Annotated in this window: 17 protein-coding genes; 9 read left to right on the top strand and 8 right to left on the bottom strand. The window is 71.7% G+C overall.

Annotation, left to right across the window (positions count from 1 at the left end):
• The first annotated feature begins 87 nt into the window (after positions 1 to 87).
• On the top strand, positions 88 to 1419 hold the full coding sequence (locus FYW99_RS21535; RefSeq protein ID WP_150254062.1) for an HNH endonuclease signature motif containing protein: 1332 nt from the start codon (positions 88 to 90) through the stop codon (positions 1417 to 1419).
• Between the two features lie 183 nt (positions 1420 to 1602).
• Positions 1603 to 2745 carry an acetyl-CoA C-acetyltransferase gene (locus FYW99_RS21530; protein WP_150253861.1) on the top strand — a complete coding sequence of 381 codons (1143 nt, stop codon included), beginning with the start codon at positions 1603 to 1605 and terminating at the stop codon, positions 2743 to 2745.
• A gap of 103 nt (positions 2746 to 2848) precedes the next feature.
• Here FYW99_RS21530 and FYW99_RS21525 read toward each other — a convergent pair whose 3' ends face one another.
• Both FYW99_RS21525 and FYW99_RS21520 read right to left on the bottom strand, forming a co-directional pair.
• On the bottom strand, positions 2849 to 4279 hold the full coding sequence (locus tag FYW99_RS21525) for an FAD-binding oxidoreductase (RefSeq protein WP_150253860.1): 1431 nt from the start codon (positions 4277 to 4279) through the stop codon (positions 2849 to 2851).
• Between the two features lie 253 nt (positions 4280 to 4532).
• Entirely contained in the window at positions 4533 to 5765 is a 1233-nt protein-coding gene (locus FYW99_RS21520) for a winged helix-turn-helix domain-containing protein (RefSeq protein ID WP_150253859.1), read from the bottom strand.
• A gap of 368 nt (positions 5766 to 6133) precedes the next feature.
• Here FYW99_RS21520 and FYW99_RS21515 point away from each other — a divergent pair, with 368 nt between their 5' ends.
• From FYW99_RS21515 to FYW99_RS21505, 3 genes are all read left to right on the top strand, one after another.
• Positions 6134 to 6904 carry a DUF1963 domain-containing protein gene (locus tag FYW99_RS21515; RefSeq protein ID WP_150253858.1) on the top strand — a complete coding sequence of 257 codons (771 nt, stop codon included), beginning with the start codon at positions 6134 to 6136 and terminating at the stop codon, positions 6902 to 6904.
• A 118-nt stretch (positions 6905 to 7022) separates the two neighbouring features.
• On the top strand, positions 7023 to 7850 hold the full coding sequence (locus tag FYW99_RS21510) for an exodeoxyribonuclease III (RefSeq protein ID WP_190394755.1): 828 nt from the start codon (positions 7023 to 7025) through the stop codon (positions 7848 to 7850).
• The gene (locus FYW99_RS21505) at positions 7847 to 8752 is read left to right on the top strand and encodes a ribokinase (protein ID WP_150253857.1); all 906 of its coding nucleotides are present in this window, start codon (positions 7847 to 7849) and stop codon (positions 8750 to 8752) included. The genes FYW99_RS21510 and FYW99_RS21505 overlap by 4 nt, the downstream gene beginning before the upstream one ends.
• Before the next feature lie 58 nt (positions 8753 to 8810).
• On the opposite strand, the gene FYW99_RS21500 is transcribed toward FYW99_RS21505, so the two are convergent.
• The 3 genes from FYW99_RS21500 to plsX form a co-directional block, all read right to left on the bottom strand.
• Positions 8811 to 9419 (bottom strand): YceI family protein, encoded by a 609-nt coding sequence (locus FYW99_RS21500; protein ID WP_150253856.1) that lies wholly within the window; start codon positions 9417 to 9419, stop codon positions 8811 to 8813.
• A 338-nt stretch (positions 9420 to 9757) separates the two neighbouring features.
• Complete coding sequence (gene argS, locus FYW99_RS21495; RefSeq protein ID WP_150253855.1) at positions 9758 to 11503, bottom strand: arginine--tRNA ligase; 1746 nt, start codon at positions 11501 to 11503, stop codon at positions 9758 to 9760.
• Between the two features lie 61 nt (positions 11504 to 11564).
• The gene (gene plsX, locus FYW99_RS21490) at positions 11565 to 12689 is read right to left on the bottom strand and encodes a phosphate acyltransferase PlsX (protein ID WP_150253854.1); all 1125 of its coding nucleotides are present in this window, start codon (positions 12687 to 12689) and stop codon (positions 11565 to 11567) included.
• A 327-nt stretch (positions 12690 to 13016) separates the two neighbouring features.
• Between plsX and FYW99_RS21485 the strand changes: the two genes are divergently transcribed.
• On the top strand, positions 13017 to 14381 hold the full coding sequence (locus tag FYW99_RS21485; RefSeq protein ID WP_150253853.1) for a KamA family radical SAM protein: 1365 nt from the start codon (positions 13017 to 13019) through the stop codon (positions 14379 to 14381).
• A gap of 271 nt (positions 14382 to 14652) precedes the next feature.
• Here the strand turns inward: FYW99_RS21485 and FYW99_RS21480 are convergent, their stop codons facing one another.
• Complete coding sequence (locus FYW99_RS21480) at positions 14653 to 14889, bottom strand: DUF397 domain-containing protein (RefSeq protein WP_017563538.1); 237 nt, start codon at positions 14887 to 14889, stop codon at positions 14653 to 14655.
• Between the two features lie 552 nt (positions 14890 to 15441).
• Positions 15442 to 16326, bottom strand: coding sequence for a helix-turn-helix domain-containing protein (locus tag FYW99_RS21475; RefSeq protein WP_017563537.1), 885 nt, complete (start codon positions 16324 to 16326; stop codon positions 15442 to 15444).
• A 323-nt stretch (positions 16327 to 16649) separates the two neighbouring features.
• Between FYW99_RS21475 and FYW99_RS21470 the strand changes: the two genes are divergently transcribed.
• Positions 16650 to 17201: an ATP-binding protein gene (locus FYW99_RS21470; RefSeq protein ID WP_150253852.1), complete on the top strand. Its 552-nt coding sequence runs from the start codon at positions 16650 to 16652 to the stop codon at positions 17199 to 17201.
• A gap of 152 nt (positions 17202 to 17353) precedes the next feature.
• Positions 17354 to 17722, top strand: coding sequence for an STAS domain-containing protein (locus FYW99_RS21465; protein WP_150253851.1), 369 nt, complete (start codon positions 17354 to 17356; stop codon positions 17720 to 17722).
• 155 nt (positions 17723 to 17877) lie between these two features.
• Here FYW99_RS21465 and glmS read toward each other — a convergent pair whose 3' ends face one another.
• The gene (glmS, locus tag FYW99_RS21460; RefSeq protein WP_150253850.1) at positions 17878 to 19725 is read right to left on the bottom strand and encodes a glutamine--fructose-6-phosphate transaminase (isomerizing); all 1848 of its coding nucleotides are present in this window, start codon (positions 19723 to 19725) and stop codon (positions 17878 to 17880) included.
• Positions 19726 to 20057: 332 nt separating this feature from the next.
• Between glmS and coaA the strand changes: the two genes are divergently transcribed.
• On the top strand, positions 20058 to 21007 hold a 950-nt coding region (gene coaA / locus FYW99_RS21455), incomplete at its 3' end, for a type I pantothenate kinase (RefSeq protein ID WP_223839409.1).

Here is a 21007-nt window from a genome sequence, read left to right as displayed (position 1 = left end):
GGAAAGATGGCCAAAAGGCGGTGAATTCAAGGCTGTGAATACTGGCTGAATGGCGGGCTCTGGCTTATAATAAGAGGTATGGAGATGATGCTTGCAGCGCCCGACGTGGCCCCCGGGGAATGCTCCCCGGTCGTGGCCGCGCTGGCCGGTGCGCGCGAGATCATCGACCAGACATGGAGCGGGGAACTGCCGCCCGGAGCGGACGAGAGTGCGGCTGAGGAAGTCGCCGCCCTGTGGGCGCAGCTGGACCAGCTCCGCTACCAGGCCCTGGCGCGGATGGCGCGTTTGTACGCGCGGGGTGAGGTGGCCCGCTACAGCGGTTACACCACCCTGGACAAGTGGCTGGTTCACCACGGCAAGATGCCCACCGCCCAGGCCAAGGATCTGGCCCGTCTGGCCCAGCACGCCCACCAGGAGACGCTGCCCGCCACCACTCAAGCGGTGGCTGAGGGCAGGGTGGTGTTGGGTGAGGCGGTGGCGATCGCCAAGGCCACCGATAAAGCCGTCCAGACCCGCGACGCCCAGCATTTCCCCGACGAGGCGGAATACCGCCAAGGATTTGAGTCAGCGTTGGTGGCCGCCAAGAGGGAGCGGCCTGCGTTGTCGGTCAACCAGCTTCGGTCGGTGGCTCGCCAGGTCGCCTACCGGTTGGATCCGCACCGTCTGGACCGTGATCACGAGGCCGCTCACGCTGGGCGTGGCCTGAGCGTGCATGACACGTTTCAGGGCAGCTACCAGTTGCAGGCCTGGGGAGGCAGTGGGGACGCGTTGATCGTGCGCGCGGCCATCGACACCTTCACCACCCCACCGAGTGAGGACGACACCCGCACCCGGTCCCAGCGTGAGCACGACGCGCTCATCGCGGCGCTGCGCTTTGCCACCACCCACACCGGATGCGACAACGTTCCCGCTCCGTTGGCGCAGATCCGCATCCTGGTACCGGTGCAGACTTACCTGGACGCCGAAGGCCAGGAGGTTCCGGCCTTGGACGAGCGCGGTCGGGTGGTTCCGGTCGGCCTGGTGCATGAGTTGGCGGGGGACTCCGAGGTGGTGCGGATGCTCATCGCACCGCCCACCGGACAGGTCCTCGATGTGGGTCACAGCCGACGGTTGGCCTCAGCCCGACAGCGCACGGCGGCCTTTCACGGGCATGCCACGTGTGCGCACCCGGGCGGGTGCGAGGTGCCGGTGACCTGGTGCCAGGCCGACCACGTGCGGTCCTTCTCCCGGGGCGGGCGCACGGTGGTGGCGAACCTGCAACCGTTGTGCGGGCCGCACAACCGGGCCAAGTACCAACGCGAACTGCGCACACACCAGCAACACCACCAAGCCCGCAACGGCCACCAGAACCACCCGCTCCGCCAAGGCAGCCCGGGGTGGGGGCACCCGCCCGAACCCCACCCACCACCCCGGGAGTGACACCCCGCTCCGCCACCCGGCCCCGCCATCCGTCCATGGCCACCTGTCATGGCGAGGAGGTCAGCGCCCACGCCCACCACCACGGCCATGCTCCACCTCGTTCGTGGGGGCGGGGTCTTGCCGGATCCGAGAAACCGAATACAGTTCGGTTCGTAATCGTCACCCAGGCCCTTGGAGGACCCCGTGGCCGAGGCATACATCGTCGGCGCAGTACGCACCCCCGTCGGCACCAGGAAGGGCGCCCTGGCCGCCGTGCATCCGGCGGACCTGGGGGCGCACGTGCTCAGGGAACTCGTCTCCCGGACCGGGGTGGACCCGGCCGCGGTCGAGGACGTCATCATGGGCTGTGTCAGCCAGGTCGGACCGCAGGCGCTCGACCTCGCCCGCACCGCCTGGCTCTCCGCGGGCCTGCCGGAGTCCGTCCCCGGCGTCACCATCGACCGCCAGTGCGGGTCCTCCCAGCAGGCCGTCCACTTCGCCGCCCAGGGCGTCATGTCCGGCACCCAGGACCTGGTCGTGGCCTCGGGCGTGGAGAACATGGGCATGGTCCCCATGGGAGCCAACGTCCAGTACGCCCTCGACAACGGGCTCGGCCTGTACGGCGACGGTTGGGTCGAGCGCTACGGCCTCCAGGAGATCTCCCAGTTCCGCGGGGCCCAGCTCATGTGTGAGAAGTGGGGCTTCAAGCGCGAGCAGCTGGAGGAGTTCGCTTTGGAGAGCCACCGGCGCGCGGCCCTGGCGCTGGAGGCGGGCCACTTCGACGAGCAGGTCGCCCCCCTGGCCGGGGTGGAGCGCGACGAGGGCGTGCGCCCCGACACCACCCTGGAGAAGATGGCGGGCCTGAAGCCGCTGCGCGAGGGTTGGGAGCTCACCGCCGCCGTGGCCAGCCAGATCTCCGTCGGCGCGGGCGCGGTCCTGATCGCCTCCGAGCGCGCGGTCGAGCAGCACGGCCTGACCCCGCTGGCCCGGATCGTCCAGCTCTCGCTCGTGGGCGACGACCCGGTGTACATGCTCACCGCGCCCATCCCGGCGACGAGGATCGCCCTGGAGAAGGCCGGGCTGGGCATCGACGACATCGACGTCACCGAGATCAACGAGGCCTTCGCCCCGGTGCCGATGTCCTGGATCCAGGAACTGGGCGCCGACCCGGCCAAGGTCAACCCCAACGGCGGCGCCATCGCCCTCGGCCACCCGCTGGGCGCCACCGGCACCGTGCTCCTGGCCAAGCTGGTCGGCGAGCTGCACCGCACCGGCGGCCGCTACGGCCTCCAGACCATGTGCGAGGGCGGCGGCCAGGCCAACGTCACCATCATCGAGCGCGTCTAGGCCGACCGCCGGTCACCCGTGTGTCCGCGGGCACGCCCGCGGACACACGGGCCACTCCCGGCCGGCCGCCGTCGGTGCCCCGTACGGGTCCCGCGCCGGACCCTCAGCCCCTCCGCGGCGGCGGTGCCGCCGGCATCGCCATCGCCGGGTGGATGTTGTGGTTGCGGTGGAACACGTTCTCCGGGTCGAGCCTCGTCTTGACCGCGCTCAGCCTGCGGTGGTTGTCCCTGCCGAACCCGGCGAAGACACGCTCCTGCCCCTCGTCGTCCGCCGTGAAGTTGAGGTACACGTCCCCCGTCGCCCAGGGGCGCATGTCCTCGCGCACGTCCCTCACCCACCGGCGGACACGGGCGTCGTCGCGCGGGTCCGCCCACATGGCCAGGGGGTGCACGCCCCACGGCGCGGAGCGCCACGGCACGGGATAGTCGTGCAGGGGCCGCGCCACCGCTCCGCCGAGGGGGAAGAGGATGTGCCCGGTCGGCGAGGGCACGACCATGCCGTCGGCGCGGGCGCAGAACCGGTCGAGGGCCTCGTCCGGCAGAGCGCTCAGGTACTCCGCCGACCAGTAGTTGCGGTAGCCGGGAGGGTCGTCGAGCAGCTTCTGGGCCTCCTGGTAGGGCATGTCGGTGACCATCTCGGCGTCGGGCCGCATCCGCAGGAGGGGGTCGGCCACCTCCCGCAGCAGCTCCTGGCCGCCCGCGCACGTCAGTACCACGCCGCAGGTCAGGGCCCCGACCATGTCCTGGGGGATGAACGGAGCGGGCTCGGGGGCCAGGTAGATCAGGGCGCCCCCGATCTCGTCCGGCGCCGTCCGCATGAGGTCCCGCCAGGTCCGGGCCGCCTCCGGCCCGCGCTCGGGGCGGAACATGAGCAGTCCGATCGAGAACTCCGGCAGGGGGTGCAGGCGCAAACGCAGCTCCGTCGCCACCCCGAAGTTCCCGCCTCCGCCGTGCAGCGCCCAGAACAGCTCCGGGTCCTCCTCCGCGGACGCGTGGACCAGTTCCCCGTCCGCGGTCACCAGGTCCACGCCCACCAGGTTGTCGCAGGCCAGCCCGAACCTGCGCTCGAGCCATCCCGACCCTCCGCCGAGCGTGAAGCCGCCGACGCCCGTGGTGGAGACCCTGCCGCCGGTGGTGGCCAGGTCCAGCGGCGCCGTGGCCGCGTCCAGGTCCGCCATGAGGGCCCCGCCCCCGACCCGCACCTCCATCGCCTCGGGGTCGGCGGTGGCGGTGTCCAGCCGGCGCAGGTCCACGACCAGGCCGCCGTCGGTCGAGGACATGCCCGCGACGCTGTGCCCGCCTCCGCGTACGGCGACCTCCGCGCCCTCCTGCCGCGCGCACGCGAGGGCGCGGGCGACGTCGTCGGTGTTCGCGCACTGGGCGATCACGCCCGGCCTCAGGTCGATCATGGTGTTGAAGACGGCGCGGGCGTCCTCGTACCCGTCGTCCCCGGGGGTGAGCAGCCGACCGGTGAACTCCCTCCTCAGCCGGTTCAGGGCCGTGTCGGACACCGGGCCTGTCTTGAGCTGGGCCATGGCTTCCTCCCCACGTCGTGGGGTGCCCTCCGGGGCCGGTCGGTCTCGGACGCAGTGGCAGCCACCGAAGACGGGGCGCGCCGCGAACACCCCTGTGAGCAGCCTAGGACAGCTCCCCGCCGGGGATGAACCCCCTTGGCGGATCATTGCCGGAAACTGCTCCGGGATGTACGTGCCACGGGCCCGGTCGGGGACGGCGCGACGGTGCCCTGACGAAGGCTCGCGCGGCCCCACCGGCGGCGCTGCCCCGGGCTCAGGAGGGGGAGGCGGCTAGCGCCGGGCCGCCGACGCCGTTGGGCAGGCCCAGCCAGGCGGCCATCTCGGTCAGCTGCTCGACCAGTTCGGGCACCGTCTCGGCGGGGGCGCCGTCCTCCAGGGTGATCCGCTGCGCCAGCAGGGTTCCCGAGGCGCGGTCCGCCTTGAGGTCCACCCGCGCCACCAGGTCCTCGCCCAGCAGGAACGGCAGCACGTAGTAGCCGTGCACCCGCTTGGCGGCGGGCACGTAGATCTCCAACCGGTACCGGAACCCGAACAGCTCCTCCGCCCGGTCGCGCGTCCACACCAGCGAGTCGAACGGGCTCAGCAGAGCCCGTGCCCGCACGCTCCGCGGTACCCGGGCGTCCCGGTGCAGGTAGGCCGTGCGCTCCCAGCCCCGCACCCGCACCGGCACCAGCTCACCCGCCTCCACCAGGTCGGAGACGGCCGCCCGGGACTCGGTGTGCTTCAGGCGGAAGTAGTCGCGCAGGCACGCCTCGGTGGCCACCCCGTGGTTGCGGGCGGCGATCGACACCAGCTCCCGGTGCGCCTCCTCCGGGGTGGTCTCCGGCGCGGCGTACACCTCCGGGGGCAGCACCCGTTCGGGCAGGTCGTAGAGCCGCTCGAACTGCGCGTTGCGTCCGTTGGAGGTCAGGTCGCCGATCCAGAACAGGTACTCCAGGCACCTCTTGACCTCGGACCAGTTCCAGCCCCAGTGGTTCTTGGTGATCGGCACGTCGTGCGCCAGCGCCGCCTCCACCTGCCGGGCGGTGGCCGGGCCGAGCCGCGCCACCTCCTCCAGCGCCGCCTTGACCAGCTCGGGCTTCTCCTCCCGGATGCGGTCCATCCACCCCACCCGCTCCTGGGCGCGGTTGCGTTCCATCCGGTAGCGCATGAGCTGGCGGGTGGAGGGCGGCACCAGACTGGCCTCGTGCGCCCAGCACTCCACCAGCCGGGCGGGCCCCGATCCGGCCGCGGAGGTGGTCGCCCGGTCCAGCAGGGCGGTGTCGTAGGCGCCCATGCGGGCGAAGACCGGCAGGTACTGGCTGCGGGCCAGCACGTTCACGCTGTCGATCTGGAGGATGCCCACCCTGCGCACCACCCGCGCCAGGTGGGTGAGGGTCGGCTTCCCGGCGGGCCTGGGGTCGCTGAACCCCTGGGCGGCGAGCGCGATCCTGCGCGCCTGGGAGAGGGAGAGTTCCGCGTCGCGGCGGGGGTGCGGTTCTGCCATTGCGCCACCGTAACCCCGACCGCTGACAGTCCGCTCCTCCGGACCGCGGGGTCCGTGCGCAGGTCCGGCGGGAGCCCCGAAAAACCTTTGACCCAATGCGAACCTCCGGGGGTGGAAAGCCGTCCAACAGGACGCGACAACAACCACCGGGCACGTGCCGGGAGTCGCGCAAGCCCCGGTGCGGAGGACGGCCGCACCGGGGCCACGACCGTTCCCGTGCCCCGCGCCCCCGAGGAGCGGGGCACGAACGGTCGCCTCCTCGCGTTCTCCCCGCCGGGAACTCCGCGTCCCCGTTGTCCACAGGGCCGTTTTCCCGTTCCCCCTCGCGTGCCCACCCGCGCGGCGGGATGTCCCCCCGGTGCGCCAGCATGTCCGCCATGGACAGTTTCGAGGAGTACCGCGACTCGGCCCGCCGGAACGGCGTGTCCGACCACATCGTCGACACGGCCCTGCGCCTGGCCCGTCCCCAGATCGGGCTGAGCCCCACGGACGAGGGCGGCGGGGTCCTCGCCGGGCGGTACGGCGGCCGTCCCGTCCTCCCCCCGGACGTCGACTGGAACGGCTTCCCGGACCTCATCGCCTCCGTGGACTGCGCTGCCCTGCCCCGGGACGTGCTCGACTTCCCGCTGCCGGAGGACGGTCAACTGCTGTTCTTCGCCAACCGGCGCGACACCGAGGGCTCCGCGGGCGACGGTGCGGTGGTCCACGTCCCCGCGGGGGCGGCCGCGGCCGAACGCGTCCCCGGCGAGGGCACCCCCCACACGGACCCGTACCCCCTCTACGCCCGGACGGCCTGGAGCATGCCGACAGGTGCCGACGGCGCCGTCGCCGCGGGCGGGGAGACCGCGCGGGTCTACCTGGAGCACCGGTTGGAGCAGTACGACCGTGCGGAGCACATGCGCCGCTCCGACCTGCTCCTGGGCGGGTACGCCTACTCGCCGCAGGACCCGCCCTTCGTCCAGACCCCGGCGGACCACGAGCGCGACGGAGGGGAGTACGTGCTGCTGGCCCAGGCGAACTACGAGCTGTTCGGCGCCCCCGGCTGGACCGGGTACGCGGTGTGGGTCATGTACCGCCACGACCTGGAGGCGATGGACTTCACGAAGGCGATGGGCGGGGTGCTCGTCTCCCACCCCTGACGGTCGCGCGGCCGCCGCGGCGGCGCGGTCCGCTCCGGGCGAGCCCGCGGGCGCGGACACGCGGGACCGGTTCCCCGGCGAGGCCGGTCCCGTCACCGTCATGGCCTAGCCTTCTGCTGTGCGTATCGCGACATGGAATGTGAACAGTGCCCGGGCCAGGGCCGAGCGGATCGGCGCCTGGCTGGACCGGAGCGACGTCGACGTCCTCGCCATCCAGGAGACCAAGGCCCGGGACGACCAGTTCCCCGCCTCGGTCCTCACCGACCGCGGTTACGAGGTGGCCCACCACGGCCTGTCCCAGTGGAACGGGGTCGCGATCGCCTCCCGCGTCGGCCTGGAGGACGTGCGGATCGGCTTCCCCGGCCAGCCCGGCTACGGCGACCCCGAGGAGACCGAGGCCCGCGCCATCGGCGCCACCTGCGCGGGCGTACAGGTGTGGAGCCTGTACGTGCCCAACGGGCGCGAGGTCGACCACCCCCACTACGCCTACAAGCTCCGCTGGCTGGAGGCGCTGCGCGAGGCGGGCACCGCCAGCCTGGCCGCCGACCCCGACGCCCAGATCGCCTACGTCGGCGACTTCAACATCGCCCCCCGCGACGAGGACGTGTGGGACATGGCCGCCTTCGAGGGCAGCACCCACGTCACCGAGTCCGAGCGCATGGCCTTCGACAAGCTGGTCGGCGCCGGGTTCGACGAGGTCGTGCGCGCCCACACCCCCGGCCCCGGCGTGTACACCTACTGGGACTACAAGGGCCTGGCCTTCCCCAAGCGCAGGGGCATGCGCATCGACTTCGTGCTCGCCTCCCCGGCGCTGCGCGACCGCGTCAGCGGCGCGAGCATCGACCGCGAGGAGCGCAAGGGCAAGGGCGCCTCCGACCACGCCCCGGTCATCGTGGGCCTGGACGGCGACAGCGGTGAGGCCGTGGCCAGGGAGGCGGCCAAGTGAGCGCCGTGGCGCCGCGTGTGGCGGTCTTCGGCAGCGTCAACATGGACCTGGTCGCCTACGTCGAGCAGGTACCCGCCAGCGGTGAGACGGTCACCGGCACGGCCTTTCGCCAGGTGCCCGGCGGCAAGGGCGCCAACCAGGCCGTCGCCGCGGCCAGGGCCGGAGCCGACGTGGCCTTCCTCGGGGCGGTGGGCGAGGACGCGTTCGGGGAGGGCCTGCGCGCCAACCTCGTCGGCAGCGGCGTCGACGTGTCCGGGCTGCGCACGGTGCCCGGGGCCTCGGGGGTGGCGCACATCGTCGTGGACGGCGGGGGCGGCAACTCGATCATCGTCGTGCCCGGGGCCAACGGCGAGGTCACCGGCGTGGCCGCGGACGACCCCGGGATCATCGGGGGCAGCGCCGCCCTGCTGCTCCAGCTCGAACTGCCCATGGAGGCGGTGGTATCGGCCGCGCGTACCGGTCGCGAGCTGGGCGTCCCGGTCTACCTGACCCCGGCTCCCGCGCGCGAGCTGCCCGCCGAACTCCTGGAGTCGGTGGACGTCCTGGTGCCCAACCAGCACGAGGCGGCCGCCATCACCGGCCGCGCCGAGCCGCGTGAGGCGCTGGCGGCGCTGCTGGAACTGGTTCCGGAGGTGCTGCTGACCCTGGGCGGGGACGGCTCGTTCCACGGTCGCAGGGGGGCCGAGCCGGTGCACGTTCCCGCGCGCCGGGTGGAGGCGGTGGACACCACGGCGGCCGGGGACGTCTTCTGCGGGTCGTTCGCGGTCGCCCGCGCGGAGGGCCGCTCGCCCGAGGAGGCCATGCGGTTCGCCGCCGCGGCGGCCGCGCTCTCGGTCCAGCGGCACGGCGCCAGTTCGTCGATGGCCTCCCGGGACGAGGTCGAGGCGCTGCTCGGCGGCTGAGACCGCCGCGTCCCCTCCCCGGTTCCCGCGGGACCCCGTGCGTTCGGGCAGGCGCTTCTCAGGGCGTGTGCCCGATCTGCCTGAGGAAGGGGGCGGGGTCCTGGTCCTGGAGGCGCACCTCCAGCACGATGTCGACCGTGTCGCCGACCATGCGGCCTCCCCAGGGCACGGGTCCGCCGTCGCCCACGCCGAAGTCCGAGAGGCGGATCCGGGTGGTGGCGGAGAAGAAGTGGCCGTGGGTGTCCTCGGGGGACGCGTAGTCCGGGGCCTCACCCACCCACTGGGCGTCCAGCACGGTGGGCACGGTCGTGCCGTGGATGGTCAGGTCGCCGTGCAGGCGGAAGGCGTTGCGGTTGCGTCGGCTCGGCTCCAGTCCGGTGGAGACGAAGCGCAGTTCGGGGTGGTGGTCCACGTCCAGGAAGTCGGAGGAGCGCAGGTGGGCGTCGCGCGCGCCCACGCCGGTGTTGACGCTGGCGGCGTCGAGGACGACCTCCACCGCGGACCGTTCGGGCGCCTCGGCGACGGCGACGCGGCCCCAGGCCTGGCCGAACGTGCCCTGGACCCGGCCGAAGCGCAGGTAGTGGGCGACGAAGATCAGGCTGGAGTGCAGGGGGTCGAGGTACCAGGTGCCGGGTCCGGGGCCGACCTGCGCGGGCGCGGTTGTCATTACCGATTTCTCCCTTTTGCCTTATATGGGGGCTTTTGTCCACATACTTTAGGTCTGACGCCCCGACGGAGAACGGAGTTCCGGCCCGGCCGGAGGCGAGATCTTCGACTCGGTGGCCGCGCTTGTGCTGAAACCGCCTCTGACGAGGCGATTCGTTCCGTGTGAGATCTCCCGGAGGGTTCCGGGCGGCCGGAACCGGTCAGCCGCGCGACTCCGGGTGGACACGGCACGCGAAGGACCGCGCGCCCACGGGCACCGGCGCACACGGAGGAGGCCGGGGCGGCACCGCCCCGGCCTCCTCCCACACACGCGCGTCCGGTGGACCCGCGTGGGCTCCGCTACATGTGCTCGGGAGCCTCCACACCCAGCAGGTCCAGACCCTGGACCAGGACCCGGAACGCCACCGCGACCAGCGCCAGGCGCGACTCGCGCTCGGCCTCGCTCTGGGCGGTCAGCACCGGGCAGTGCTCGTAGAAGGCCGTCAGGGACTGCGCCAGTTCGAACAGGTACGTGGACAGCCGGTGCGGCTGGAGCAGGTCGCCGACCTGCGCCACCACCGCGCCGAACTCCAGCAGCTTGAGCGCCAGGTCGCGCTCGGCGCCCTCGGAGACGCTGATGTTCCCCCTGGCCTGCGACAGCTCCAGGCCGCCCTTGCGGAAGATGGACCGGATCCGGGCCTGGGCGTACTGGAGGTAGGGGCCGGTGTTGCCGGTCAGGGCCAGCATCCGGTCGAAGTCGAAGGTGTACTCGGTGTCGTGCGCGACCGACAGGTCGGCGTACTTGACCGCGCCGATGCCCACCTGGCGGGCGATCTCGGCCTGGCCCTCGGCGTCCAGGTCGGGGCGGTTCTGCGCGACCACCGCGGCGGCGCGCTCGATCGCCTCGTCCAGCAGAGCCATGAGGCGCACCGGGGCGCCGCTGCGGGTGCGCAGGATCTTGCCGTCGCCGCCCAGCACGTTGCCGATCTGCACGTGGACGGTCTCGACGCCCTCGGGCAGCCACCCGGCCTCGCGGGCGGCGGCCCACACCATCTTGAAGTGCATGGCCTGCGGGGCGCCGACCACGTACAGGATGCGGTCGGCCTTGAGGTCGTCCACGCGGTGGCGGACGGTGGCCAGGTCGGTGGTGGCGTAGCCGTAGCCGCCGTCGCTCTTGCGCACGATCAGCGGGACGGGCTTGTCCTCGCGGCCGGTGAAGCCCTCCAGGAACACGCACAGGGCGCCGTCGCTGACCTCGGCGATGCCCTTGGCCTCCAGCTCCTCGCACACGTCGGCGAGCGCGGCGTTGTAGCTGCTCTCCCCGGCGAGGTCCTCGTCGGTGAGGGTCACGCCGAGCTTGGCGTACACCTTGTTGAAGTAGACCTTGGAGAGGCCGACGAGCTTGCGCCACAGGCGCAGCGTCTCCTCGTCGCCGCTCTGGAGGGAGACCACGCGGCGGCGGGCGCGCGCGGCGAAGTCGTCGGAGCCGGGGCCCGACGCGTCGAACTTGGTCCGGGCCGCCTGGTAGAAGGCGTTGGGGTCGGTGGTGACCAGGTCCGCTTCGGGGGATTCCTCGCCCACCTCCAGCAGGTGCTCGATGAGCATGCCGAAGGGGGTGCCCCAGTCGCCGATGTGGTTCTGGCGGATGACGTTGTGGCCCAGGAACTCCAGGGAGCGCGCGAGCGCGTCGCCGACCACGGTGGTGCGCAGGTGCCCGACGTGCATCTCCTTGGCCACGTTGGGCGCGGAGTAGTCCAGCGGGATGTTCTGGCGCTCCTGCTCGGGGACCCCCAGCCGCGGGTCGTCCAGGAGCTGGCGGGTCTGCTCGGCGATCCAGTCCTCGCGCAGCGTCAGGTTGACGAAGCCCGGCCCGCTGACCTCGACGTCGCGGCAGACGTCGGCCACGTCCAGGTGCTCCATGATCGCCGCGGACACCTCACGCGGCTTTCGGCCCAGTCGCTTGGCGAGCGCGAGCGCGGCGTTCGCCTGGTAGTCGGCGAACTGGGACGGGCGGATGACGGGGTCGGTGTCGGCGAACTCGGGGCCGAAGGCGGCGCCGAGGGCGGACTGGACCCGTCGCGAGAGTACTTCCTGCGGGTCGGCCATGCCCCAAGCGTACCGACCGGAGCCGCCTCTCCCGGCCCGTAGGAGGCGGGGGACCCGTCCGTCAGCGCTCCTCGGTCTGCTCCGCGCCCCGCTGCCCCGGCGCCTCGGACTGGGCCAGGCGGTGCAGCCAGTTCGGCGGACGGCTGTGCACCCGGCGGCGGATCTGGTCCCCGATGCGGCCGCCCGCCAGGTCGTTGGCCAGCTGGCAGGCGCGGGCCACGCCCTTGGCGCGGCTGTCGCCGTGCGCGATCACCACGGTCCCGTTCAGGCCCAGCAGCGCGGCGCCGCCGTAGGTCTCGCTATCCAGCCGCTCGCGCAGGCTCCGCAGAGCCCTGCGCTGCAACAGCGCGCCCGCCTTGGCCGCGGTCGAGGAGGTCAGCGCCGCGTGCACGGCCTCCATCGCGAACGCGGCCGTGCCCTCCACCGACTTCAGCGCCACGTTGCCGGTGTGGCCGTCGGTCACCACCACGTCCACCTTGCGCGCCAGCAGGTCGTGGCCCTCGATGTTGCCCCGGAAGTCCATCGCCGGGGGCCCCTCCGCGGTGGCCGCCAGCAGCTCCGTCGCCCTGCGCACGAGCTTGTTGCCCTTGCCCGGCTCCGAGCCGATGGTGAGCACCCCCACCCTGGGCCTGCGCACCCCGAAGGCGGTCTGGGCGTACGCGCAGCCCAGGTGCGCGAACTGCACCAGCATCTCGGGCTTGGCGTCGGCGTTGGCCCCGGCGTCCACCATGATCGTGGGCGTCTCGCCGGTGGGAAGGGTCACAGCCAGCGCCGGGCGCAGCACCCCGGGCTGGGTGCGCAGCCGCACGGTGGAGGTGGCCACGATCCCGCCGGTGGACCCGGCCGAGACCAGGGCGTCGGCGTCGCCCCGGCGGATCAGGCGGCAGGAGACGGCGGCGCTGGAGCGGGGCCGCCGCCAGCTGGCCAGGGCGCCCTCGTGCATGGCCAGGTTGTCCTCGGCGTGGACGATGGGGATGTCGCGCAGCGCGCCCTCCTCGGCGAGCAGCGCGGCGATCTCACTCCGCCGCCCCACGAGCAGGACGCGCAGGCCGAGTTCGCGGACGGCCATCACGGCGCCCCGCACGATCTCGGCGGGCGCGTTGTCCCCGCCCATCGCGTCCACGGCGATGATCGGCGGGGGCGGGCGCCGCACGACGGACGCCTCCGCGTCGGGTGTACCAGTCAACTGTTCCCTCACGGGTGTGGTGGGCGGACGCGGTGACACGGTATCGGGTCGCGCCGGGGCGGCGTCGTCAGGCACTTTCGTGTACTCATGCGAGGATACTTCCCGTATGTCCAGGTCAGGCCTGAACTTCCCGCATGATGGGTAAAAGCCCCTAAACGGGGTATATCCGCTCGCTGCCCCGGGATGTGATCACCCTCCGGCGGCACGCGACAACCACATCGAACACCTTCCGGCGGTCCGCCGGTGTGCCCGCACACCGGAACCGCCGGGTCAGGGCTGCCCGCACCAACCCGCCGGGCGCCCTGCTCACCCGCAGAGAGGAGAGGCGTGAGCGTTACGCCAGACGCGGCGACGTCCCCGTCCGCCGGACGTCGGTTTCGTGCCTACACGACGAAACACCTCGACGAGCTCACCACGCGAGCCGGACTCGCCGCCGACGAGCGGCTCGCGGTGCAGGCGGTGGCCACCGTGCTGCCGTTCCGGGTCAACAGCTACGTCGTCGACGAGCTGATCGACTGGGACGCGGCTCCCGACGATCCGATCTACCGCCTGGTCTTCCCGCAGGCGGACATGCTGCCCCAGGACGACGTGTCCCGGATCGCCGACCTGCTGCGCTCTGGCGCCCAGCGCAAGGAGCTGAACGAGGCCGCCAACCAGATCCGCGCACGCCTGAACCCGCACCCCGCGGGCCAGATGGACCTCAACGTGCCCAAGCTGGCCAACGAGGAGCCCATCCCCGGCGTCCAGCACAAGTACAAGGAGACCGTGCTCTTCTTCCCCAAGCAGGGGCAGACCTGTCACGCGTACTGCACGTACTGCTTCCGCTGGGCCCAGTTCGTCGGTGACGCCGACCTGAAGTTCGCCTCCAGCGAGATCGACCAGCTGGTCGACTACGTCCGCTCGCACCCCGAGGTCACCAGCGTCCTGTTCACCGGCGGCGACCCGATGATCATGGGCGAGGGGGTCATCTCCAAGTACATCGAGCCGCTGCTGGAGATCGAGCACCTGGAGGCCATCCGCATCGGCACGAAGGCGCTGGCCTACTGGCCGCAGCGCTTCGTCACCGACCCGGACGCCGACGACACCCTGCGCCTGTTCGAGAAGGTCGTGGCCTCGGGCAAGAACCTCGCGTTCATGGCCCACTTCTCCCACCCCAACGAGATGAGGCCCGAGCTCGTGCAGGAGGCGGTGCGCCGCATCCGCGCGACCGGTGCCGTCATCCGGACGCAGGCGCCGCTGATCCGCACGATCAACGACGACTCCGCCGTGTGGGAGAGCATGTGGCGCACCCACCTGCGGCACGGCATGGTCCCGTACTACATGTTCGTCGAGCGTGACACGGGCCCGCAGGACTACTTCGCGGTGCCGCTCGCGGAGGCCTACGAGATCTTCCGCGGCGCCTACAAGAAGGTCTCGGGCCTGGCCCGCACGGTGCGCGGCCCGTCGATGTCGGCGACCCCGGGCAAGGTGTGCGTGGACGGCGTCGCCGAGGTGGCGGGCCAGAAGGTCTTCGTCCTGCACTTCATCCAGGCGCGCGACCCCGAACTGGTCGGCAGGCCCTTCTTCGCCGAGTACGACGAGAAGGCCGCGTGGCTGTTCGACCTCAAGCCCGCCCTGGGCGCCACCCACCTGCCGTGGGAGCAGCCGCCGGTCGGAGCGCCCGGCGGTCTGGTCGACCCCACCCGCCTGTAGGACGGCCCGGCGCCGCGCGCGTTCCCGCCCCCGAGGGTGCGCGGGACGAGGCGGACGGCGGTCCCGTCCCAGGGGATTTGGAGCGTCCCTGGGGCGGGCCCGGCCGCCGCGGGCGTCCCCGGACACAGACGGAGCCCGGCACCGCGGTGGTGCCGGGCTCCGCTCGCGTCCGCGCCGTGGACGGAGTGCGGGCCGCCGGACGGGTTCGGGTGGTCACGGCGACCCTCGACGCGGACCCTTTCCTGGGTGGTCTGAGGGTGGGGGGTCCTGGTCAGCGCAGGAGGGCGTCGAAGTCGCCGGTCTTGGCGCCGCGCACGAAGGCCTCGATCTCGGCGGGGGTGTAGACGAGCGCCGGTCCCTGGGGGTCGCGCGAGTTGCGCACGGCGATGTCCCCGTCCGGAAGCGTGGCGACCTCGACACAGTTCCCGTCCGGATTGCTCCAGCTGCTCTTGGTCCAGACGACTTTCGGCAGACGGCCGGCGGGTACGCCGTTGTAGATCGGATGCATCTCAACCTCCTGGAACGTGGGGGACGCGTGAGCGGGGTGTGTCCACACGCGGCGGTCCAGTCCGCCGCGCCCGTTGTGTCGAACCACCGGGCCCCCGCCGGGAAGTCGACCCCCGGGCATGGGTAGCCCTGTCCCCCGTTGGGCTGTTTCATCCCCGGTGCGAGCCAAAGCGTAGCTTATGCACGTGCATTCGTACTTGCGGCGGTAAGTACTTATGCAAGCGCGTCGGGTGGTTCGGGGGCGGAACCGCACGTCACGCCCAGTGCGGCGGGAAAGCCGGGGGTCCGGCCCCCGAGGATCGTTGTCCGGTCGTGGCCGAAGGCGGCCATCGGGAGGCCGGTTTCATGTGCGCAAAGCGAACGCCTGGGCGCGGAGAGCGACCAGGCGTGGGAAGGCGTGGGGGGAGAGAGCCGACGGGGCGGAGGAGGCTCCCGCAAGCGGGATCCGGTGGCGGGATCCGGTGGCGGGGTCTGGCGGCGGGGTCGAGGGGGAGGGCGTCCCGAGGCGGGTACCCCGGTCAGGGGCTCGGGAACCGGCGGGCGGGGACGGCGGTCAGGAGTAGCGCTCCAGGAAGCCGCGGAGGATCTCCTCCGTGGCGGAGGGCGGCGGCGCCTGGGTGGCGAGGTGGTCCATCGTCTGCGCGTAGCGGTGGGTGTCGTCGTACTTGTCGAAGTACAGGGCGCTGCTCAGCTGCTCCAGGTAGACCACGTCGGGCAGCTGGGGGGTGGGGAAGCGCAGGATGCTGAACGGGCCTCCCGCGGCGGGGTGGCCGCCCATGGCGAAGGTGGCGATCTGGAGGGTGATGTTGGGGCGGCGGGCCATCTCGACCAGGTGCTCGATCTGCCCGCGCATCACCCCGGTGTCGCCGTAGGGGCGGTGCAGCACGGCCTCGTCGATGACCGCCCACAGTCTGGGCGCCTCAGGTTCGACGAATCTGCGCTGGCGGCGCATGCGCATCTGCACCCGGCTGTCGACGTCCTCCTCCGACGTGGCGGTCCGGGACAGGCGGATGACCGAACGCGCGTAGTCCTCGCTCTGGAGCAGGCCCGGGACGAACTGGACCTCGAAGGTGCGGATGACCGACGCGGCCTCCTCCAGGCCGACGTAGACGCCGAACCAGTTCGGCAGCACGTCGCCGTACTTGTGCCACCAGCCCTGGGCGTTGGCGCTGGAGACCAGCCCGAGGAGGGCCTCGCGCTGGTCCGCCTGGTCCACGCCGTAGAGCTTGAGCAGGTCGTCCACGTCGCGGCGCTTGAAGCTGACCTGGCCGAGCTCCATGCGGCTGATCTTGGCGTGGGAGGCGCGGATGGCGTACCCGGCGTCGTGCCGCGAAATCCCCTTCTCCTGGCGCAGCCGTCGCAGCTGCGTTCCCAGGAGAATGCGCAGCACGGTGGGACCGCCGCTGGAATTGGCCAGGAAATCCTGGGTGACCTGCATATTCTGTGCCTCTTCGGCGACCACATCGCCTCCTGTGCAACGGCTGTAGCGGCTTTGGTGCGGGCGACCGCTCAGTATACCCACGGGGCCCTGTTGCGGACAGAGGCGAGTGGGGATTGGGTCGGGTCCTATGAGCCCCTTACGGGTCTGGTGTAAACCCGGATGCCCGTCTGTGAATTCTGCGCAGGGGATCTACCAATAAGGGTGCTTCGTCCTATACTCTAGGCCGGACGTTGAGCTGCACGTGCATCTGTGTCTTACAGATGTAAGCCACGATGGCCCCGCGGACCGGGGCAACCGACAGCGCACTCGTGAGGACCTTGATGAACGCAGAGCTGGTGTCCTCGGAGACCGACTCCGAGCCCTCCTGGAGCCGCCCCTCCCTCGCGGAGGCCTCCCAGGCACTCCTGGGCGGCTGGTGGGACGACCCACTGGGCCGCCTCTCGGTCGGTGAGCGCGCGCGGACCAGGGACGCGGCGGCGGGCGCGTTCGCGGCCTCGCCGGAGTCGGTGCGCCGGGCGCGCGAGTTCGCCTCCGGGGCCCTGGGGGAGTGGGGGTTCTTCGGTGAGGTCGAGGACGTTCGGCTGATCGTCTCCGAACTCGTGGGCAACGCCTGCCGGCACGCCCTCCCCGAGGTCGGACGCCCGCGCGGCCGCGTCGTGGTCCAGCTGCGCCGCCTCGACGGCGGGCGGGGCGGTGTGGTGTGCATGGTCGCCGATTCCAGCGAGAAAGCCCCGGTCAGGGTGGAGGCCCACCATTTCGCGGAGTCGGGCCGGGGGCTCGGTCTCGTCTCCGCTTTCAGCCGTGAATGGGGCTGGGAACCGGTCGGTGGACGCGGAAAAATCGTGTGGGCGATATGCGGTGGTGAGGGCTGACGCACGCCCCTGAGGGATTCCGGGAAAGGGCGCCGGGGGCTGTGGACGGCACCGGACGGACCGCCCGGGAAGAGTAGGCTGTCAACGCATGTCGGCATTTGGCCGACCGCGTCCTGAGCAGAGTTCCCTACACCCGATCCCCGGAGCGAGGCGTGACCGTGCTGGACACGGAACAGGACCAGTTCGTCTGTGACGGGACCACCGTCGTCGATCTGGGCGGCGAGATCGACATCGCCACCGCGGAGGAGGCGTTCACCCGGATCACGGCCGCCGCCGCGGACGGCTGTGTGGTGGTGGACCTGTCCGCGGTGGAGTTCATCGACGCCTCGGGCGTCAACGCCCTCGTCCGTGCCCTGCGCTTCGCCGCGGGGGCCCGGCACCACCTCCTCCTGGCCTGCCCGCCCCGCCAGCTGACCCGCATCCTCGACGTCCTGGCGCTGAGCGCGGTCCTGCCGACGCACCCCGACGTCTCCGCCGCCCGTTCCGCCCACGACGGGTCCGGACGCGGCGCCCCGCGCTGACGGGAGCGTTCCCACGAGGGGGAGCGGACCCGGTCGCGCATCCGGCGCGGCCCCGCGCCGCGCACGGGCCCGCCCCCGCACACGGGAGCCGACACCGGACACAGGAGAGGGCGCGCCCGGCGCCGCGCGCCGGACACGCCCCCTCCCCGGTCCTCCTACTCGACCGTCACACTCTTGGCCAGGTTGCGCGGCTGGTCCACGTCGTTGCCCTTGGCCAGGGCCAGCTCGCAGGCGAACACCTGCATGGGGATCGTCGACACGAGCGGCTGGAGCAGGGTCGGCACGGCCGGGATGGGGATGAGCACGTCCGCGTACGGGCGGACCACCTCGTCGCCCTCCTCGGCGATGACGATGGTGCGGGCGCCGCGGGCGCGCACCTCCTGGATGTTGGACACGATCTTGTCGTGCAGCACGCTGCGGCCCTTGGGGGAGGGCACCACCACGACGACCGGCACACCGTCCTCGATCAGCGCGATCGACCCGTGCTTGAGCTCACCGGCGGCGAACGCCTCGGCGTGCATGTACGCCAGCTCCTTGAGCTTGAGCGCGCCCTCCATCGCCACGGGGTAGCCCACGTGACGGCCCAGGAACAGCACCGTGTCGGCGTCCGACAGCGACCGGGCCAGCTCACGGACCGGCTCGGCCGTCTCCAAGACCCGCTCGACCTGCTCGGGCATGGTGGCCAGCTGGGCGATCACGGTGTTGATCTCGTCGCCGAACTTCAGCCCGCGCACCTGGGCCAGGTACAGGCCGATCAGGTAGCAGGCGGCCAGCTGGGTGAGGAAGGTCTTGGTGGCGGCGACGCCGACCTCCGGGCCCGCGTGCGTGTACAGCACGCCGTCGGACTCGCGCGGGATGGTCGACCCGTTGACGTTGCAGATGGCCAGGACCCGGGCGCGCTGCTCGCGGGCGTAGCGGACCGCCATCAGGGTGTCCATGCTCTCGCCGGACTGGGAGATGGCGATGACCAGGGTCTGCTGGTCCAGGATCGGGTCCCGGTAGCGGAACTCGCTGGCCACCTCGACCTCGCACGGGATGCGGCACCAGTGCTCGATGGCGTACTTGGCGATCAGACCCGCGTGGTAGGAGGTGCCGCAGGCGATGATGACGATCTTCTCGACCGAGCGCAGGTCCTCGGGGGACAGGCGCATCTCGTCCAGGGTGAGCTGGCCGTCGACCGTCACGCGGCCCAGGAGGGTGTCGGCCACCGCGCGCGGCTGCTCGACGATCTCCTTGAGCATGAAGTAGTCGTAGCCGCCCTTCTCGGCGGCGGAGGCGTCCCAGTCCACGTGGTACTCGCGCACGTCGACGGGGTTGCCGTCGTAGTCGGTCACCGTGACCGAGTCCGCGCGCAGCTCCACGACCTGGTCCTGGCCCAGCTCGACCGCCTCGCGGGTGTGGGCGATGAACGCCGCCACGTCGCTGGCCAGGAAGTTCTCGCCCTCACCGCGGCCGACGACCAGCGGCGAGTTGCGGCGGGCGGCCACGACCAGGTCGGGGTCGTCCACGGAGACGGCCACGAGGGTGAACGCGCCCTCCAGGCGTTTGCACACCGCGCGCATGGCGGAGGGGAGCCCGTCGGTCCGGGCCAGCTCGGTGTTGAGCAGGTGCGCGGCGACCTCGGTGTCGGTCTCGGAGAGGAACTTGCAGCCCTGCTCCTCCAGCTCCAGGCGCAGCGCGGCGAAGTTCTCGATGATGCCGTTGTGGACGATGGCGACACGGTTGTCGTTGTCCACGTGGGGGTGGGCGTTGACGTCGTTCGGGGCGCCGTGCGTGGCCCAGCGCGTGTGCCCGATCCCGGCGCCGTCGCCGCTGACGGGCCGCTCCTCCAGCGCCCGGCGCAGGTTCGCGAGCTTGCCCGCGCGCTTCTCGGTGCGCAGGGCGCCCCCGCCCAGCACAGCCACACCCGCGGAGTCATATCCGCGGTACTCCAACCTTGCGAGGCCGTCCACGACAACCTCAAGCGCCGGTTGCGGCCCGACGTAGCCAACGATTCCGCACATGGCCGCCAGCGTAAGCGAAGAAGCCGGTCGAATCGACCAACCAGGCATCCATACCACTGGTCGTTTTCCCAGGTAACGGTATAGACCATTTGGTGCATGGGGAGTAGACCGCGCAGGTCGGGGGCATGGGGAGGCAACGAGTGGAACCGATTCCACCCTCCGGGAAGGAGAGGCAAAATTTTGGGGGTACGTGTCGTGAACATGTGGCTTCGGGCACGTTTCCGGCGCTGTGACGGGACTTGTGGGTACCGGCCGCCCGGTGCGGTCGACCCCCTGCCCTAGGGTGGTCATTCGTGTCTCACACGACGAAGAACGGCTTCTCCACGCCGTACGTGGAGATGGACCGGGAGGCCTGGGCCGCGCTCCGGGCCTCCACACCCCTTTCCCTGACCGAGGCGGACCTCGCCGAGCTCCGCGGCACCACCGACCCCACCTCCCTTGAGGACGTGCGGGACATCTACCTGCCGCTGTCGCGACTGCTCAACCTCTACGTGGGCGCGACCCAGCAGCGGCACGCCGCGGTGCGCGCCTTCCTCGGCGAGTCCGACCGCCCGTCGCCGTTCATCATCGGCGTCGCGGGCAGCGTCGCGGTGGGCAAGTCCACCACGGCGCGCCTCCTGCGCTCCCTGCTCGCCCAATGGCCCAACCACCCGGACGTGGAACTGGTCAGCACCGACAACTTCCTGCACGCCAACGCGGTGCTGGAGTCGCGCGGCCTGATGCGCCGCAAGGGCTTCCCCGAGAGCTACGACCGCCGCGCCCTGGTGCGCTTCGTGTCGGAGATGAAGGCGGGGGCCGACCGGATCGACATCCCCGTCTACTCCCACCTGAACTACGACATCGTGCCGGACGAGCGCCAGACCGTGCACCGACCCGACATCCTCATCGTCGAGGGCATCAACGTCCTCCAGACCCCCTCCGTGGGGCGCCTGGCCGTGGCCGACTTCTTCGACTTCTCCATCTACGTGGACGCCAGGGTCGAGAACATCCGCGGCTGGTACCTCGACCGCTTCCGCGAGCTGCGCCGCACCGCGTTCTCCGACCCGCGCTCCTACTTCCACCACATGGCCACCGCCATCGGCGAGGAGGAGGCGCTGGAGTTCGCCGCCAACACCTGGCGCACCATCAACGAGGTCAACCTCGTGGAGAACATCCCCCCCGGTCCCGGCGCGTGCGCGAGGGGCCGCCGCACACCCTCGAAGTCACCCTCTATCTGCCCACGGAGCCCGCATGCTTACCGGAGGAGAGGTCGCCGCGCTCGTCGCCGCGGTGGTCTGGGCGG

It is taken from the genome of Nocardiopsis deserti, assembly GCF_008638355.1.
GTDB lineage: Bacteria > Actinomycetota > Actinomycetes > Streptosporangiales > Streptosporangiaceae > Nocardiopsis > Nocardiopsis alborubida.
The sequence above is the reverse complement of the archived record's forward strand: the minus strand, read 5'-3'. Positions and strand labels throughout refer to the sequence as shown.